This window comes from Micromonospora sp. NPDC007271, assembly GCF_040634005.1.
Taxonomy (GTDB): domain Bacteria; phylum Actinomycetota; class Actinomycetes; order Mycobacteriales; family Micromonosporaceae; genus Micromonospora.
This window is the reverse complement of sequence record NZ_JBEYER010000012.1, coordinates 12,506-29,845: the sequence shown is the minus strand read 5'-3', so window position 1 is coordinate 29,845 and position 17,340 is coordinate 12,506. Positions and strand designations below refer to the sequence as shown.

The 17,340-nt window shown below is 72.9% G+C and carries 15 protein-coding genes; 7 read left to right on the top strand and 8 right to left on the bottom strand.

What is annotated here, in order from left to right:
• Window positions 1–71 precede the first annotated feature (71 nt).
• On the bottom strand, window positions 72–857 hold the full coding sequence (locus ABZ570_RS06815; protein ID WP_358057944.1) for an aldo/keto reductase: 786 nt from the start codon (window positions 855–857) through the stop codon (window positions 72–74).
• 119 nt (window positions 858–976) lie between these two features.
• Between ABZ570_RS06815 and ABZ570_RS06810 the strand changes: the two genes are divergently transcribed.
• Together ABZ570_RS06810 and ABZ570_RS06805 are read left to right on the top strand one after the other, a co-directional pair.
• Window positions 977–2,011, top strand: coding sequence for a DNA polymerase ligase N-terminal domain-containing protein (locus ABZ570_RS06810; RefSeq protein ID WP_358058108.1), 1,035 nt, complete (start codon window positions 977–979; stop codon window positions 2,009–2,011).
• A gap of 9 nt (window positions 2,012–2,020) precedes the next feature.
• Window positions 2,021–3,208 carry a threonine synthase gene (locus tag ABZ570_RS06805; protein WP_358057941.1) on the top strand — a complete coding sequence of 396 codons (1,188 nt, stop codon included), beginning with the start codon at window positions 2,021–2,023 and terminating at the stop codon, window positions 3,206–3,208.
• A 4-nt stretch (window positions 3,209–3,212) separates the two neighbouring features.
• On the opposite strand, the gene ABZ570_RS06800 is transcribed toward ABZ570_RS06805, so the two are convergent.
• The 6 genes from ABZ570_RS06800 to ABZ570_RS06775 all read right to left on the bottom strand — a co-directional run bounded on the left by ABZ570_RS06800 (window position 3,213) and on the right by ABZ570_RS06775 (window position 10,897).
• Window positions 3,213–5,003, bottom strand: coding sequence for a glycoside hydrolase family 15 protein (locus ABZ570_RS06800; protein WP_358057938.1), 1,791 nt, complete (start codon window positions 5,001–5,003; stop codon window positions 3,213–3,215).
• Window positions 5,004–5,045: 42 nt separating this feature from the next.
• Complete coding sequence (locus ABZ570_RS06795) at window positions 5,046–5,438, bottom strand: cupin domain-containing protein (RefSeq protein ID WP_358057935.1); 393 nt, start codon at window positions 5,436–5,438, stop codon at window positions 5,046–5,048.
• Window positions 5,439–5,639: 201 nt separating this feature from the next.
• Complete coding sequence (locus ABZ570_RS06790) at window positions 5,640–6,419, bottom strand: hypothetical protein (RefSeq protein ID WP_358057932.1); 780 nt, start codon at window positions 6,417–6,419, stop codon at window positions 5,640–5,642.
• An 81-nt stretch (window positions 6,420–6,500) separates the two neighbouring features.
• Window positions 6,501–6,986 (bottom strand): septum formation initiator, encoded by a 486-nt coding sequence (locus ABZ570_RS06785; protein WP_358057929.1) that lies wholly within the window; start codon window positions 6,984–6,986, stop codon window positions 6,501–6,503.
• Window positions 6,987–7,085: 99 nt separating this feature from the next.
• Entirely contained in the window at window positions 7,086–8,369 is a 1,284-nt protein-coding gene (locus tag ABZ570_RS06780) for a YibE/F family protein (protein WP_358057926.1), read from the bottom strand.
• A 92-nt stretch (window positions 8,370–8,461) separates the two neighbouring features.
• A complete protein-coding gene (locus ABZ570_RS06775; protein WP_358057923.1) occupies window positions 8,462–10,897 on the bottom strand; it encodes a M14 family zinc carboxypeptidase in 2,436 nt (811 codons plus the stop codon).
• 332 nt (window positions 10,898–11,229) lie between these two features.
• On the opposite strand from ABZ570_RS06775, the gene ABZ570_RS06770 reads away from it, so the two are divergent.
• From ABZ570_RS06770 to ABZ570_RS06755, 4 genes are all read left to right on the top strand, one after another.
• Window positions 11,230–11,925: a response regulator transcription factor gene (locus tag ABZ570_RS06770; RefSeq protein ID WP_358057920.1), complete on the top strand. Its 696-nt coding sequence runs from the start codon at window positions 11,230–11,232 to the stop codon at window positions 11,923–11,925.
• Entirely contained in the window at window positions 11,922–13,199 is a 1,278-nt protein-coding gene (locus ABZ570_RS06765) for a HAMP domain-containing sensor histidine kinase (protein WP_358057917.1), read from the top strand. The genes ABZ570_RS06770 and ABZ570_RS06765 overlap by 4 nt, the downstream gene beginning before the upstream one ends.
• Before the next feature lie 81 nt (window positions 13,200–13,280).
• Window positions 13,281–13,775, top strand: a complete 495-nt coding sequence (locus tag ABZ570_RS06760; RefSeq protein WP_358057914.1) for a PepSY domain-containing protein — start codon at window positions 13,281–13,283, stop codon at window positions 13,773–13,775.
• 236 nt (window positions 13,776–14,011) lie between these two features.
• Window positions 14,012–15,115 (top strand): beta family protein, encoded by a 1,104-nt coding sequence (locus ABZ570_RS06755; protein WP_358057911.1) that lies wholly within the window; start codon window positions 14,012–14,014, stop codon window positions 15,113–15,115.
• Window positions 15,116–15,125: 10 nt separating this feature from the next.
• Here ABZ570_RS06755 and ABZ570_RS06750 read toward each other — a convergent pair whose 3' ends face one another.
• Window positions 15,126–15,407: an iron-sulfur cluster biosynthesis family protein gene (locus ABZ570_RS06750; protein ID WP_358057908.1), complete on the bottom strand. Its 282-nt coding sequence runs from the start codon at window positions 15,405–15,407 to the stop codon at window positions 15,126–15,128.
• A 363-nt stretch (window positions 15,408–15,770) separates the two neighbouring features.
• Between ABZ570_RS06750 and dacB the strand changes: the two genes are divergently transcribed.
• Window positions 15,771–17,330: a D-alanyl-D-alanine carboxypeptidase/D-alanyl-D-alanine-endopeptidase gene (gene dacB, locus ABZ570_RS06745; RefSeq protein ID WP_358057905.1), complete on the top strand. Its 1,560-nt coding sequence runs from the start codon at window positions 15,771–15,773 to the stop codon at window positions 17,328–17,330.
• Window positions 17,331–17,340 lie beyond the last annotated feature (10 nt).

The following is a 17,340-nucleotide window of genomic DNA, read 5'->3' as shown; positions in this document are numbered from 1 at the left end:
CCTTGGTCAAGAGAACCGAGCGGCCACTGTAGAAGAAGGACCCGGCCCTCCGCTGCCCCTTTCCGCGGCGGTCAGCTGCCGAGCGCGTCGATGTCGCGCATCTCCTCGGCGGTCAGCGAGAAGCCGAACACGTCGGCGTTGGTCCGGATCCGCTCCGGGGTGACCGACTTCGGGATCACCACGATCTCGTGGTCGATGTGCCAGCGGAGCACCACCTGCGCCGGGGAGACGTCGTGCGCCGCGGCGATCCGGACCAGCACCGGATCGGCCAGGTCGGTGGCCCGGAGCGGGCTGTAGCCCTCCAGCACCACGCCCCGGTCCCGGTGGGCGGCGTACAGCTGCCGGTCGTACAGCGCCGGGCTCCACCGGATCTGGTTGACCGCCGGATTCTCCTCGGTGGCCTGGATCAGCTCGTCGATCTGGCTGATGCTGTGGTTGCTGACCCCGACGGCCCGGGCCAGGTTCTCGTCGCGGGCGGCGAGCATCTCCCGCCAGACCGGTATGCCCTCGCCGGGTCCGTTCGGCGGCCAGTGGATCAGCCACAGGTCGACGTAGTCGGTGTCCAGGGCGGTCAGGCTCGCCTCGATGGTCTCCCGCTCCCGGCCCACCCGCTCCGGCGGCAGCTTGGTGGTGATGAAGATGTCCTCCCGGCGCAGCCCGCTCTCCTTGACCGCCCGGCCGACCTCCCGCTCGTTGCCGTACATGGTGGCGGTGTCGATGTGCCGGTAGCCGGCGTCGAGGGCGGCGAGCACCGCCTCGTACCCGGTCTCGCCGGTGGCCTGCCAGGTCCCGAAACCGAGCAGCGGCATCCGGACCTCGCCGGGGAGCAGGGCGGTGGGCTGTTCAGGGCTGGTCATGGGGGCTGTTCTACCCATGATCGCCCGGGCCATGCCGCCCGACCGGGGCCGAGCCCGACGAAACGGACAGAAGTGGCAGGTAGCGGGCGGCCGGGCGGCACGTACCGGAGAATGCGATGGTGGCTGACCGGCTGGAGGAGTACCGGCGGAAACGGGACGCGGCGCGTACCCCCGAACCGGTGCCGGAGCGGGCCCCGCGGCCGAAGCGAACCGGCCGGCGCGAGCTCCGCTTCGTCATCCAGCAGCACCACGCCCGGAGCCTGCACTGGGACCTGCGCCTGGAGCACGACGGCGTGCTCGCCTCCTGGGCGGTCCCGCGCGGCCTGCCCCGCGACCCCGGCCGCAACCACCTCGCCGTGCACACCGAGGACCACCCGATGGAGTACCTCACCTTCCACGGGGAGATCCCGGCCGGCGAGTACGGCGGCGGGAAGATGACCATCCACGACACCGGGACGTACCGCGCCGAGAAGTGGCGCGACGACGAGGTGATCGTGGTGCTCGACGGGAAGCGGACGAAGGGCCGGTACGCGCTCTTCGCCACCGGCGGCCGGGGCCGGGACTGGATGGTCCGGCGCACCGACCCCGCGCCGGCGGGCTGGACGCCGATGCCCGAGCTGGTCCGCCCGATGCACGCCACCCCGGGCAGGCGGCTGCCGAAGGACGAGGCCGCCTGGGGCTACGAGCTGCGCTGGGACGGCGTGCGGGCGATGGCGTACGTCTCGGGCGGCCGGCTGCGGCTGCTGGACGGGACCGACGAGGAGATCACCGGGGCGTACCCGTGGCTGCGCGCGATGGCCGAGGAGCTGGCCCCGAACGAGGCGGTGCTGGACGGCGTGCTGGTCCGGATCGACCCGGGCGGGCGGGTGAAGCCGCCCACCAAGCGGGACGGCCAGTTCCTCGCCGTCGACCTGCTCTGGCTCGAGGGCGTGGCCAGCCTCGACGTGCCGTACGCGCAACGCCGCGACCTGCTCGACGGTCTGGCGCTCGCCGGGCAGCACTGGCAGACTCCGCCTTGGTTCCCGGGTGGCGGCGCGGACGCCCTGCGGACCGCCCGCGAACAGGGGCTCCCGGGGGTGGTGGCCAAGCGCCTCGACTCCCCGTACGAGCCGGGCCGGCGCAGCCGACACTGGCTGAGCATCGACACGAGCTGAGGACCGTCCGTGCACCTGACGCACCTGGAGTGCCCGCGCTGCGGCCGGGAGCATCCCGCGGGGAAGTTGCAGAACCTGTGCGACTGCGGTTCCCCGCTGCTGGCCCGCTACGACCTGGCCGCGGTGGCCGCGTCGGTGACCCCCGAGCAGTTCGGCCTCCGGCCGGCCGACCTGTGGCGCTACCGGGAGCTGCTGCCGGTGGCGGACCCCCGCTTCGTCACCACGCTGGGCGAGGGCTGGACGCCGCTGCTGCGCGCCCCCGCGTACGGCGCCGAGATCGGGATCCCGGAACTGATCGTCAAGGACGAGGGGCTGACCCCGACCGGGTCGTTCAAGGCCCGGGGCGCGGCGGTGGGGGTGAGCCGGGCCCGGGAGCTGGGCGTCGAGCGGATCGCCATGCCGACCAACGGCAACGCCGGTGCGGCCTGGGCGACGTACGCGGCCCGGGCCGGGATGGGCGCCACCATCGCCATGCCGCTCGACGCCCCGGCCATCTGCCGCCGGGAGTGCGTCGCGGCCGGTGCCGACCTGCGCCTGGTGGACGGCCTGATCAGCGACGCCGGCCGGTGGGTGGCGCGGCTGGTCGCCGAGTCCGGCGGGCGGGTCTTCGACGCGGGCACGCTGCGCGAGCCGTACCGCCTGGAAGGCAAGAAGACCATGGGGTACGAGATCGTCGAGCAGCTCGGCTGGCAGGTGCCGGACGTGATCATCTACCCGACCGGTGGGGGGGTCGGGCTGATCGGCATCCACAAGGCCCTGCACGAGCTGCGCGAACTGGGCTGGGTGGAGGATCGGCTGCCCCGCCTCGTCGCGGTCCAGTCCACCGGCTGCGCGCCGATCGTCCGGGCGTTCGCGGCCGGCGAGTCCCGCGCCACCCCGTGGGCGGACGCCCGGACGCTGGCGTTCGGCATCACCGTGCCGTCCCCCCTCGGCGACGAGCTGATCCTCACCGCGCTGCGGGACACCGGCGGCACCGCGATCGCCGTCGACGACGCCGAGATCCTCGCCGACCTGCGCGACTTCGCCGCCCGGGAGGGGCTGCTGCTCTGCCCGGAGGGGGCTGCCTGCCTGACCGCCGCCCGGCAGCTGCGCGCCGGCGGCTGGATCCGCTCCGACGAGCGGGTGGTGGTGCTCAACACCGGCGCCGGGCTGAAGTACCCGGAGACGGTGGACGTCGCCGCCGTGCCCTTGGTGTAACAGCTCACTCGCTGGTCGGGTCGGTCAGCCGCCAGGCCGCGTTGATCAGACCGATGTGCGACAGCGCCTGCGGCGTGTTGCCGAGCTGCGCGCCGGTGTCCAGGTCGATCTGCTCGGCGAAGAGGCCCAGGTCGTTGGCGTGCCCGAGGACCTTCTCGAACAGCACCCGGGCCCGTTCCCACTCCCCCGCCATGGTCAGGCACTCCACCAGCCAGAACGAGCAGAGCACGAAGCCCGCCGGGTCGGTGTTCCAGCGCCGCACGAGACCGTCGTCGGTGCCCAGCTCACGCTCGATCACCTCGATGGTGGAGCGCATCCGGGGGTCGGTGGCGGGCAGGAAGCCGAGCATCGGCAGGACGAGCACCGAGGCGTCCAGTTCGGGCGAGCCGAACGCTCCGGTGTACGCCCCGATCGGGTCGTGCCAGCCCTCGCGCAGCACGGTCTCGCGGATCTCGTCCCGGATGCCCGCCCAGCGCCGCGGATCGGCCTGGCCCCCGAGCTGCGGCGCGAGCTGCACCGCCCGCTGCAGGGCCGTCCAGCAGAGCACCTTGGACGACAGGTAGTGCCGCTCGACGTCCCGGGTCTCCCACATTCCCCGGTCGGGCTGCCGCCAGGTCGCGGCCACCTGCTCGGCCAGCCCGACCACCATCTCCCGCAGCTCCTCGTCGAGGGTCTCGCCGAGGTAGTCGTGCAGCTGCCAGACCGCCGCGATCACCTCGCCGGGCACGTCGAGCTGCCGTTGCCGCCAGGCTTCGTTGCCCACGCGTACCGGCCGGCTGTCGGCGTACCCGCGCAGGTGCGCGCAGTCGTGCTCGGAGAGGTCGCGCTCCCCCTCCAGCCCGAACAGCACCGGCACCGGCACCGGCTGGTCGCCGATCCGTCCGATGGATCGGGCCGCCCAGGCGAACAGCCGGGACGCCTCGTGCGGGCAGGCCGCCACCCAGAGGGCGCGCATGGTCATGGAGAAGTCGCGCAGCCAGGAGTAGCGGTAGTCGTAGTTGCGGTCGTCGCCGATCCGCTCGGGCAGCGAGGTGGTCAGCGCGGCGGCCACCGCGCCGCTGCGGGCGTACGTCAGGCCGGTGAGCACGGTCGCGCTGGTGCGGACCTGGTCGGGATAGTGGCCGGGGTAGCGGTGGGTCTCCCGGTACGCCTCCCACGCCCGCGCTGTCTCCTCGACGGTGCTGACCGGGTCGAGCCGGGCCGGCGGGTGCCCGTAGACCGGGGCGTACGCGAGGTCGAAGCCGACCTGCTGGCCGGCGGAGACCTCGAAGGTGTGCGCGACCCGGTCGCGGTCGGGTCGGAGCGTCTGGCCGGTGCCGCGCAGGACGAGCGTGACCGGGCCGGCGGTGGCCAGCACCGCGCCGTCCGGCTGCTCGTGCAGGTACGGGGTGAGCAGCCCGTACTCGGGTCGCGGGGCGAAGTCGAGGTGCATCCGTACCCGCCCGGACAGCCCTTCGACCACCCGGAGGAGCACCGCGGGTGAGTTCATGCCCAGCTCGTGCGCCCGGGCGCCGACCTCGGCGGCCAGCGCGTCGGTGACCGCGACGCTTCCCTCCGGCGTGTGGTGCACGGTCCGCAGCACCAGGGTGTCCGGTCGGTACGCCCGCTCCACCCGGCTGGCGGCCAGCGGGGCGATGCGCCAGTGCCCACCGGCCGGGTCGAGCAGCCGGCCGAAGACCGACGGGGCGTCGAACCGGTGCGGGCACCACCAGTCGATCGACCCGTCCCGGCCGATCAGGGCACCGGAGCGGCAGTCGGAGAGAAATCCGTAGTCGGAGATTCCCGGCTGGTGCATTCGCTCCGGGTACCCGGAACCGCCCGGTTCAGCCGTGCGGGGTCAGCCGGTGGGCGGCTCGTCCTGGCCGGCCGCCTCGGCCGCCTCCGCCTCCTCCTTGGTCCGGTGCACCGCACCGTCGGCGTGGTCGGGCGGACCGTAGACCGTGTAGAGGACCAGCGGGTTGGGGCCGGTGTTGACGAAGTTGTGCTTCGTGCCGGCCGGCACGACCACCAGGTCACCGGCGACGACCTCCTTCTTCGCACCGGCCACCCGGGCCTCGCCGGTGCCGCTGACGAAGGTGAGAATCTGGTCGATGCCTTCGTGGACCTCCTCGCCGATCTCCCCGCCCGGCGGGATCGTCATGATCACCAACTGGGTGTGCCCACCGGTCCACAGCACGCGGCGGAAGTCCGGGCTCTTCTCGGCGACGGTCGCGATCGTGAAATGCTCCATGGCGTGCACATACCCGGTCGCTGCGCCGGTCACGCCGGACCGAGCAGATGGTGGAATTTGCCACCTGCCGGTGGTTTGGATCCCGCCGGGACGGGGATCAGATGCCCCAGGACCGGTGCACGCTGGGCCGGTCGAGCCAAGTCCCCGCTGACGTACCGCCGTACGGCTGCGGTGGTGGGAGACGGCCAGAGCGCGGCGGCGTTACGACCCCGGTCGGACGGCGCCGTGCGCTCGTTCCCGCGCCCGCCCCGCCCACCGGCATCCGGCCAGCACCAACGCCCCGGCCACGAACCGCAACGCGTCGATCAGCACACTGGCCGGCCACGGCGCCCCCGCGAACCGCCGCCGGAACTCCGCCGGGCTCAGGAATTCCAGACCGGGCTGATCGGACGGTGGGCGCGCCACGTGGACCCACCCCGGCCAGGGACCGTCGAGCAGGATCACCGCCGCCAGGCCCAGGCCGAGAGCCACCGCCACCGCGCCGGACCGGGCCAGGGCCAGCACGGCCAGGCCGACCAGCACCGCGTACGCGGGCAGCACGTCGGCCCGGCCGGACGCCAGGGCGAGCCCGCCCGCCACCAGGGCCAGCGCGACGGCCACGGCCGTGCGCCGCCGGTCGGCCGCCCGTCGAGGCAGGGCGGACACCGCGAGGGCGAGCCCGACCCCGGCCACGACCAGCAGGGGCCACCGCCGGAGCGGCTCGCCGGTGAGCCCGGGATCGGGCGGTGCCGGCGACAGGAACTGGATGCCCGGCCCGGTCCCGGCCGACGGCAGCACCAACGCGCCGAGGGCCACCCCGGCGAGCGCCAGCCCGTACCGGGTGCGTGGGGCCAGGTCGGGCAGGGCCAGCGCGAGGGCGGCGGCGGCGAACCAGGCGAGGGCGTGCGCGGCCGGCAGAATCGGCGAGGTGTACCACCGCCCGACCAGATGGGCGAGGGCGAGGCCGGCCGTGACCACGGCGAACAGGCGGTGGAGGCGCACCGCGCGATGCTGCCACGGATCGACCGATTCGGCCATACCGCCCCTCGTGCGGCCCACCGACCGGCCCGGTCGCGGGTGGACTCAGTCGTGGCGCTGCGCCACCGGTCGCCCACCGGCACACCGCAGCTTCAACTCGTACTCGCCCCTCGGGCCGACGAACCGGACCTCGACGTGGTCGTCCGGCCCCCGGTCGGCGTCCTTGATCCGGTAGCCCTGGGCCGGTGTCCAGAGGACCAGGCGGACCCCGGCCGGCCCGCATTCCGCCAGGGCGGTACCGCCGGGGGTGGCGAAGGTTCGCCGGGTCGCGGCGTCGGCCGGGCTGCCGCTCGGCGTGCGGTTCGCCGGGGTGGCCGGCGGGGTCGGGCTTCCGGCCGGTCCGGGGGTCGAGGTGAGGGGTGTCGGCTCGGGTGAGGCGAGCGCGCGGGCGACGTCCCGCTGGTCGCGTACGCCCCCCGGGGTGCCGGTGATGCCCTCCCCGACCAGCCGGATCGCGCCCAGCCCGACGAGCGTGGCGGCGACGGTGGTGGCCAACCAGCCGACGGCGGCGAGAACTGGACGACGGCCCATGCAGCGAGTCTCCCCGAAGGAGGGTTAAGGCCGGCACCGGGGAACGTTAAAGGAGCCGGCGAGGATTCGACGACGGCGTGGGCGTTCGGCAGGGGTGGGTCATCCGGCGACGCCGGTGGGGGTCGGCGCCTCGCCGGGGATCGGGCCGGGGCTGGACGGGGCGGCGGCGCCGACGGCCTTGACGACCGCGACGGCCACCGCCGTGGTCAGCGGGATCGCGAGTACCAAACCGATGGAGGCGACCAGCGTCCGGACGATCTCCTCGGCGATCTGGGCCGTGGTGAGCACGTTGAGCAGCGGGCGGTCGTAGGCGTTGATCAACAACATGATGGGCAGGGCAGCCCCGGCGTAGGCGAAGGCCATGGTGTAGACGGTCGAGGCGATGTGGTCGCGGCCGATCCGCATGGCGCTGGCGAACAGTGCGCGGGCGGAGCTGTCCGAGCCCAGTTCGTGCAGCTCCCACACGGCCGAGGACTGGGTGATGGTGACGTCGTTGAGCACGCCGAGTCCGGCCACGATGACGCCGCAGAGCACGATCTCCGGCAGGCTGATCCGGGTGTCGAAGAGGGCGAGCGCCTTGCTGTCGTTGTCACCGAGGCCCGTCAGGTGGGCGGCGGTGGTGGCCCAGGAACCGATACCGGCCGTGGCCAGCAGACCGAACAGCGTACCGATCAGCGCGGTGGTGGTGCGGGCCGAGAAGCCGTGGGCCAGGTAGAGGACGACGAACATGATCGCCGCCGAGCCGACCACGCCGACCAGTAGGCCGGATTCACCGGCCAGCAACGCGGGCAGCATGAACCTGACGAGGACCAGATAGGCGAAGCCGAGCCCGATCAGGGCTTTCAGCCCGCGCATCCGGGCCACCGCGATGACGGCCACGGCGAAGGCCGCCGCGAGCAGCGTGATGGGCAGGGTCCGGGAGTAGTCGTAGAAGGCGTACACGGCCGGGCCGCTCTGGTGGTTGAAGACGCGTACCAGCTTGATCCGGTCACCGGGTTCGAGGCCGGCGCGGTAGGCCTCCGCCGGCACGTCGGCGACTACGCTGGCGCCGCTCTCCGGCCCGGTCTCCAACCGGGCCTGCACGGAGGCGCAGGTCACCATCTGCTGCTGGCCGTTGGGGCCGGGCCGCTGGTTGGCGGCGGGGCAGTCGTACGTCGAGATGCTCAACACCGTCGCCTCGGGATGGCTGAGGCTACGCGCGCTCGTGCTGGCGCTGCCGTTCGCTGGTCCTCCGTCCGGCCAGAGCAGCGCCATCCCGAGCAGGGTCGCCGCGGCCATCGGCGCCAGGATCAGGGTCAGGAGCAGCAGGGTCCGGCGCCGGCGTGCGGCGTCCCGTGACGGGTCGACCGGCAGCGTGGGTGCGGGCCGGGTGTGGGTGTGCATCGGTTGCTCCAGGCGAGAAGGCGAAGCCGCTGGGATTACGCCGGTGGCCGCCGACCCGGGGTCGACGGCCACCGCTGTTCGATCGAGACCGGTTACTGGACGGATACGGTCTGCTTGTTGTAGTTCTTGCCGTTGCCGTCCGGCTTGTAGTTGCTCTCCACGTTGCCGGCGATGTCGACCGAGAACCAGTTGACGGTGGTGCCGCGGTTCACCGTGAGGTTCTGCACGCCCTCCCGCATGCCGGCGAGGGCCAGCTTGGGCGAGTTGAACGTCGGCCGGCTGCCGTCGAGCGTGTAGTAGACGTTCGCCGGTTCGCTGGTGCTGAAGGTGAAGGTCGTCGAGCCCGCTTCCTGCTTGACGATCTGCACCGTGCTCTTCGGCTGGAGCTTGTCCGTCGCGTACGCCCGGGCGACCTCGAGGATGCCGATGTTGCCGTTGGCGAACTCCATCGCCTCCTCGTGCCCCTCGGCGAACGGCGGCTGGAAACCGACCGCGGTGAACCGCTTGGTCGCCGGGTTGTAGACGTCCGCGCCGACCTCGAAGTCCCAGCCGATGATGCCCCGGTTGTACCAGTGCTCGTCGGCGCTGTTGCCGGCCGCCGAGTACAGCACGTCGGTCACCGGTCCGGTGCGGCCCGGCCAGATCGCGGTGCCCCGGTATTCCTGCACCCGGGAGAGGATGTAGTCCGAGGCGGTCCAGAAGTAGGCCTCGGTGCCCTGGTCCACGCGCGGGAGCACCTCACGCCCGGCGCTCTTGTACGCCCCCGGAGGCCACATGAAGTAGCCGCCGTAGGAGTGGGTGTTCATCGAGAGCTTGATGTTCGGGAAGTTGTCGACCAGCCAGACCTCGTTGCGCGCCTCCGGCTCGGACAGCTCGCTCGGGCCGGCGAAGGTGTCGCTGGTGCAGCTGGTCGCCGACGCACCGGTGTAGCCGTCGAAGACGGACCCGACCGAGAAGTTGCGGTTGATGTCCACACCCCAGCTGTTGCGGTTGGCCGGGTCCGCCGACGCCGCCGGGCAGTAGTTGGTCATGTTCCGGCGCTGCATGTTGTAGTCGTACATGCTGTAGTGCGCGCCGTCGGGGTTGACCACCGGCAGGATGAAGATGTCCAGGTCATCGACGATCTTGCGGGTGTTCGGGTCCTGCGCGTAGTTGCGCAGCAGCCGCTCGGCCGACTCCACGCAGACCAGCGGGGTCACCCACTCCCGGGCGTGCTCCTGGCAGTAGAGGAACACGCCGACCTTCGAGCCGTCCCGGTGCTTGCCGATCCGCAGCACCTTCATCTGGAACGGGTCGCGGGACACGCTCGCCGGGGCCTTCAGGTTGTCGGTCAGCTTCGTGACGGCGGCGGCCACCACGCCCGAGCCGGCGTTGCCCCGGTAGGTGCTGGCCGTGAGCAGCTTGGCGGCGTCGGCGTTGCCGTTGACCGCGGCGACGACCTGCGCCGCGGTGCTGGTGATCGCGCCGGAGCCGTTGGTGGCCAGGCTCACGGTGACCGCCTTGCCGGACACGCCGACCGTCAGCGGGGCGTTCGCCGAGCCGGGGTTGACCAGCGACATCGTGATGTCGTTGCCGCCCTCGGAGCCGTACGCCTTCGAGGTGACGTAGACGATGCTCGCCGAGCCGGTGCCGAACTGCGCCTGCGCCTGGCGCCGGTAGCCGTTCGTCTTGTACGGCAGGTCGATCAGCTGGGTGAGCTTCGGGAACTCCGCCGCCAGCGAGGTGAACCGCGCGGTGACCTCGGTCGGGTCCATGTAGTGGTCGACGAAGTCCGACACGTACGGGTGGTCACCGGTGGCCTTGCGCGGGCTGCCCAGCCACTTGCTCACGTCGACCGTGACCGAGCCACCCTTGTTGCTGGTGATGGTGGCCTTGGCCGGGGCGGCTCCGATGGCCACCGGGTTGCTGAACCGGTGGTACATGTACTGGCCGGCGTCGGTGAACCGGGACATGGTGGCGGTGCCGCCGGAGCCGATCTCGGTGCCCGCTCCGCTGTCCCAGCTCGCCGTCAGCACCGTCGTCGCGTCGGCGCCGGTGCTGGACTTCACCTCGATGTTGAGGAAGAGCTGGTTGTCGAGGCTGGTGAACCATTCGGCCCGCAGCACGTTCAGGGTGTCGGTGCTGGCGGCCAGGGACTGCACGGCGCGGATCGCGGCGGCCCGCTCAGCCCGGTTCTCCGCGTAGTCGCTCTGGTCGGAGATGGCGTCCTGCACGTCGAAGCCCATGTCCCGCAGCGCCTGGCTCTCCTCCGGGCTGAGGATCGCGTGCACCTCGATGCCGTTGTCGACCGGCTTGACGTACTCGGCGAGGTCGACACCCAGCTCGTTGAGCCGGTCGATGCCCGACTTGTCGGCGACCACGATGCGCATCAGCCCGACGCCGTTCTGCTCGCCACTCGACGACCTGTCGGGGGCCACCCCGCCGTCCGACATCGAACTCGCGAAGCCGGGTGCACTGACGGCGAGCGCCAGCGGCAGCGCGAGCAGCGCCAACCAGCGACGCGTACCTGATCTTCCTGTACTCCTCATGAGAGTCCTTCCTGGCAGGGAGGTCCCGAGGGCCGACCCGGTGGGGGTCCCGGCACGACCTCGGCAGCCACAGCTGGGCGGAAGTGTGATCCCCCTCTCACCAGCTGTCAAGATCGATGCCGGCCGGGGGGACGTTGGTCCGGCCGAACCACACGATCATCCCGGCCCGGCTGCCCGCCCCGGCCATGCTCTCGATCCGACCAGCTCGAACTGCACCATTGACCCAACCGTGATGTGCGCGGGCTCGATCGGACCCGGACGCCGCAGACCCGACCGCCACGGCCCGCGGACGAGGACTGACCCGGACGGCCAGGGCGGCTAACGTGCCACCTGTGGCGCGGCTGCTGCTCATCGAGGACGACCTGACGATCCGTACCCCGCTGATCCGGGCCCTGCGGGAGCGCGGCCACGCGGTCGCCGCGGCCTCGACCGCGATGACCGGGCTGCGCGATGCGCTCGACGACCGGCCTGACCTCGTCGTGCTCGACCTGGGTCTGCCCGACGTGGACGGCCGGGAGCTGTTGCGGATGCTGCGCGCGGTCAGCTCCGTGCCGGTCATCGTGGCCACCGCACGGGACGACGAGGCCGAGATCGTGCGGATGCTCGACGCCGGGGCCGACGACTACCTGGTCAAGCCGTTCACCGCGGCCCAGCTCGACGCCCGGGTCCGGGCCGTGCTGCGCCGGTCGGCCGCCGACGCCACCGCCGGGGATCCGACGCTCGTGGTCGGCGGTCTGCGGATCGACCCGCGGTCCCGGCAGGTGAGCCTGGACGGGGTGCCAGTCGAGCTGACCCCGCGCGAGTTCGACCTGCTGCACCACCTCGCCGGCCGGCCCGGGCAGGTGGTCACCAAGCGCGAGCTGCTCACCGAGGTGTGGCGGATCCCGTACGGCGGCGCGGACAAGACCGTCGACGTGCACCTGTCCTGGCTGCGGCGCAAGCTGGGCGAGAGCGCCCAGGAACCGCGCTACCTGCACACCGTCCGTGGTGTCGGGGTACGGCTGGAGGCGCCGGGAGCCGACCGGTGAGGGGCCGGCTGGCGCTGCTCGCCGCCGCCGTCAGCGTGCTCGTCCTGACCGCCTTCCTGGTGCCGCTGGCGCTGCTGCTGCGCACCGTCGCCGCGGACCGGGCGACCGTGCGGGCCACCGCCGACGCTCAGCGCCTGGTGCCGGTGGTCGGCACGGCCGACCGGGACGCCATCCGGCTGAACGTCGAGGAGCTCGCCACCCAGTCAGGTCGCCCGGTCAGTGTGTTCCTGCCCGACGGCACGGTGCTCGGCGCGCCGGTGCCGCGTACGCCCGCGGTGGCGCTCGCCGCGCGGGGGCAGAGCCTGACCGCCGAGTCGGACGAGGGCCGCGAGGTGGTCATCGCGGTCCAGGGCCGCCCGGACGGGACGGCGGTGATCCGCACGCTGGTCCCCGGGTCGCAGCTGACCGCCGGGGTGACCCGGGCCTGGCTGGTGCTGGCCCTGCTCGGGGTGCTGCTGGTGCTGGTCGGGTTGGTCGTCGCCGACCGCCTGGCCCGCACCCTGGTCCGGCCGATCACCGACCTCTCCGCGGTGTCCCACCGGCTCGCCAACGCCCAGCTCGACGCCCGGGTCACCCCGGCCGGGCCGCCCGAGCTGCGGGAGGTCGCCGGCGCGCTGAACCATCTGGCCGGGCGGATCCAGGTGCTGCTCCGCGAGGAACGGGAGCAGGTGGCCGACCTGTCACACCGGCTGCGTACGCCACTGACCGTGCTGCGGTTGGAGGCCGAGTCGCTGCGCGACCCGGACGACGCGAGCCGGCTGACCGCGGCGGTGGACGGCCTGGAACGGGCGGTCACCGGCGTCATCCAACGGGCCCGCTGGCGCAGCTCGGCACCGGACGGCCGGGCCCGCTGCGACGCGGCAACGGTGGTCGCCGAGCGGGTGGCGTTCTGGTCGGTGCTCGCCGAGGACACCGGCCGTACGGTCACCGTCGACCTGGCGGCCGGCCCGCTGCCCGTCGGGCTGACCGACGACGAGCTGGCGGCGGCGGTGGACGCGCTGCTGGGCAACGTCTTCGCGCACACCCCCGACGGGACGCCGTTCACCGTACGGCTGGCCCCCGACGCCGGCGAGGTGGTGCTGACCGTCGCCGACTCGGGCCCGGGTATGCCCGCCGGGGCGGTCGAACGGGGCGCCAGCCGGGCCGGATCGACCGGCCTTGGCCTGGACATCGCCGACCGGGCCGCCCGGGCCAGTGGCGGACGGCTGGAATCGCACGGTGGACCCGCCGGCGGAGCGGTCGTCCTGCTCCGGCTCGGGCCGCCGCGGCCTTAACCCGGGCTTAGCCGCCGGGCAGCGCGGCGCTATCCCCGCCGGACCGATCCTCGACCGTACAACCGAGGAAAGGTGGACATGATGCGACGGACTTCCCTGGTCCTGGCGGCGGCCGGCGGGGCCGCGGTGCTGGCGGTGGCCGGTGTGGCGCTCGGCGTCACCTCGGCCGGCCACTCGACCGCCGGCACCGCGCTCACCGCCGTGACGACCGGCCCGACGACCGACGACAATCCCAAGCCGGACGACGACGCGACGTCCAACGCGACCGCATCCAGCGCGACCGCGTCCAGCACCGCACCCGGCGGCACCGCCTCCGGGGCCACCTCCGGGGCCACCGACGGCGCGGTGAGCCGGAAGCGGGCCGGCGAGATCGCGCTCGCCGGTACCGGCGGCGGGCGGATCGTGGAGATCGAGGCCGAGATGGAGCACGGTCATCCGGTGTGGAGTGTCAAGGTGGTGAAGGGAGCCACCCGGTACGAGGTAAAGGTCGACCGGGGCGACGGCACGGTGGTGGAGACCGAGCGGGAGCGGGCCGACGACCGCGGCGGCGACCGCCATCGCAGCGATGACCGGTAGGACGGTTGAACGATCCGGACAGCTCTCGACCGAGGACCGGGGCCGGTGGCGCGAATGCCGCTGGCACCGAGATGGGTGAACGCCGCCTCTGGAGCTGAATCGCCGGTGATGTCGCCGCCGTTCGCCCGGCCCGGCCCGGAGCGGCTCCGCTCGGCCGGGGCCGCTCCGGGCCAGGGCCGCACCGAGTCGTTTGCGACATCAGGTCCAAAGGCGGCGAAGAGCCGATAGATTGAAGTATGGTGCCCGCCCACGAGGGTCGGGCGGCAGAACCGGTCTACCGCCCTGTACTGAACGGCCGCCGGGGTGAGCTGGAGGCGCTGGCTCACCTCGAGGACGACGCCGCGCCGCTGCTCGCACCGGTCCTCGACCTCCCGACGCTCGATCCGTACATCGTGGACCTGCTCCGCCGGCTGCCGGCCGGGCTGGTACCCGCCGTCGACGTCTCGGCCCTGCCGGACACTTCGGAGGGTGAGCTGGCCCGTTGGGGCGTACCGCTGGTGCCGGTGATCGGGCTCGCGGAGAGCAACCGGCGGTTGGTCGCGCACGGCGTCGCGGCGCGGGCGTACGCCCGGCGGGCGGTGGTGCGGCTGCGGACCGGACAGGACCGGGCCGGCCCGGACGCGACGACCAGTGCGGTGGAGCGCGTCTGGCGGCTGGCCCGGCTGGTGCCCGAGCAGTGCGATCTGCTGATCGACGCGGGGGACGTGTGCTGCCCGGCCGACGTTCGGCTGGCCGAGTCCCGGATCCGGCGGCTCGCGGGCTGGGCCCGGCGGCACGCGTGGCGTTCGGTCACGGTGGCCGCCGGCGGGCTGCCGCCGACGCTGGCTCGGCTGCCCAGCGACGAGCCGGTACGCCTCGACCGCTTCGACTGGCAGCTCTGGCAGCGGCTGGCCGACCTCGGCGCCGGATACGGCGACTACGGCGTCGACTGCGCGGTGCCGGGCTCGGACGGGCCGACCGAACGGCTGCCGACCCTGCGCTACACCACGGACGACGCGTGGTGGATCTACCGCTGGTCGCGCCGGGGCGGCCGGGGCGACGAACGTTTCGCCGACCTGTGCCGCACCGTGGTGTCGGCCCCGCACTGGCCGGCCGCCGGGGCCGACTTCTCCTGGGGCGACCACGAGATCCTGCGGCGGGCCCGGCGGGGTGCGGGTGCCGGCTCGCCGGCCAACTGGCTCGCCTGGAGCACCTCGCACCACCTGGCGCACGTGCTGGCCGCGCTGCGCCGGAGCGAGGCGGAGGAGCCGGGGCACGGGCCGTGGCGGACCGGTCAGGACGCGCCGGAGCGGGGCCGCTCCGGCCGGCCGCGCGGCGGGGAGACCCGGCGGGCGGGTTGAGGACCGGCGGTCACTCCTTCGAGGTGAAGCCGAACTGCACGATGCCCTCCTCGTCGACGACCGCGTCGACGGAGGTGTCGTTCAGCAGCTGGGCGGCGTCGGCGTCGAGGAAGATCCGGGCGCCCTGGTTGTCGACCACCTGGTCGCCCTGCACCGGCTGCGGCACCAGCTCGATGGAGAGCGAACCGGCCGAGGTGTCGGCGGCGATGCGCAGCCCGCCTGCCTCGCCGACGTCCTGCTGCTCGGTCAGGTCGCGGATCACCAGGACGGCGTTGTCGGTCATGGTCAGCATCGCGGAACTCCTCGTGGCTGCTTCACCGATAGCGGACGGGTCGACGCGGCCCGTGCGGCCGGGTCCGGACCCTGGATGATGAATCGGTCTTTGCCGCACAAATCGGGGCAGGTCGAGCCCCCTCATGACCTACGGTGCCCCCTGCACGGGCATCCGTCAAATAGAGCTGGATGAGTCGACACCGGGGGCGCCGGGTCCGGCCACGAACGGATGACGGGGAGGCCTGGGCGGTGTTTTCCGGACCGTCGCGCGGGTATTGAGACGGGTTCCGGCCGGCGCTGGCAATAACTTTCTCCTGAGAGTCTTCACCGGAAGAAATCGCCATGCGAGCATCGACGAATGCATCGTCGTCACTTTTCGCGGGTGCTCGCCGTGTTGGCCCTGGTCGCGGCCGCGGCCACCGCCGGTGCCCCCACCGCCGTCGCCGAGTCGCCCACCCCCGCACAGATCCGGCTGAACGCCACCATTGACGCGATCCTCGCCGACTCCCGGCTGGCCGGCGCGCAGGCGGGCGTGGTCGTGGTGGACACCACCACCGGGGAGACCCGCTACGACCGCAACGGCGACCGGCGGCTGATCCCCGCCTCCAACACCAAACTGCTCACCTCGACCGCGGCGATGGAACTGCTCGGACCGGGCCACCGCTTCACCACGGACGTCGCCGGTGACGGTGTACGCCGGGGCGGGCTGCTCTCCGGCAACCTCTACCTGCGCGGCGGTGGCGACCCGACGGTGCTGGCCGAGGACTACGACCGGCTGGCCGCGCAGGTCGCCGCCGAGGGCGTACGGGTGGTGACCGGCAACCTGGTCGCCGACGACACGCGCTACGACCGGACCCGGCTGGGACCGGACTGGACCTGGGACGACGAGTCCTACTACTACGCGGCGCAGGTCTCCGCGCTGACCGTCGCCCCGGACACCGACTACGACGCCGGCACGGTGATCGTGCACGCCGCCCCGGCCGCCACGGCGGGTGCGGCACCGGCGGTGACCATGACCCCGCCCAACGGCTGGCTGCACATCGACAACCGGGCCGAGACGGTGGCCAGCGGTGAGACCACGATCTCCTTCGAACGCGAGCACGGCAGCAACACGATCGTGGTGACCGGGCAGATCGCCGTCGGCGAGGACGCGACCAGTGAATGGATGACGGTCTGGGAGCCGACCGGGTACGCCGCCGACATCTTCCGGGCGGCGCTGCGGCGGCACGGCGTACGCGTGCTCGGCCGGACCGTGCTCGGCCAGGCCACCCCGGCCGACGCGAAGGTGGTCGCCCGGCACGACTCGATGCCGCTGGCCGAGTTGATGGTGCCGTTCCTCAAGCTCTCCAACAACGGCCACGCGGAGGTGCTGACCAAGGAACTGGGCCGGGTCCTGTCCGGCTCCGGCACCTGGTCGGCCGGGCTCGCGGCGATCAGCAACTACGTCGGCGACTCCGGGGTGGACACCGGGACGCTGCGCCAGCGCGACGGATCCGGCCTCTCCCGGCGCAACATGGTCCCGCCGGCCCAGTTCGTGTCGCTGCTCGTGGCGGCCCGCGCAGAGCCCTGGTTCGACACCTGGTTCACGGCGCTGCCGGTGGCCGGCAACGCCGAGCGTTTCGTCGGCGGCACGCTGCGCAGCCGGATGCGTGGCACGCCCGCGGCGAACAACGTGCACGCCAAGACCGGCAGCCTGACCGGGGCGTCCAGCCTCTCCGGCTACGTCACCGACGCCGACGGTCACCTGCTGGCCTTCTCCATCGTGCTGAACAACTATCTGACCTCGTCGGTCAAGGGGCTGGAGGATCAGATCGCCATCGCCCTGGCGTCGTACACCGAGAAGGGGACGACCACGGCGCGGGTGGCGGTGCCGACGGCGCCGGAGTCGCCGCGGGCGCCGGAAGGGCTGGAGTGCTCCTGGGTGAAGCCCGCCGTGTGCTGATCCGGTGGCC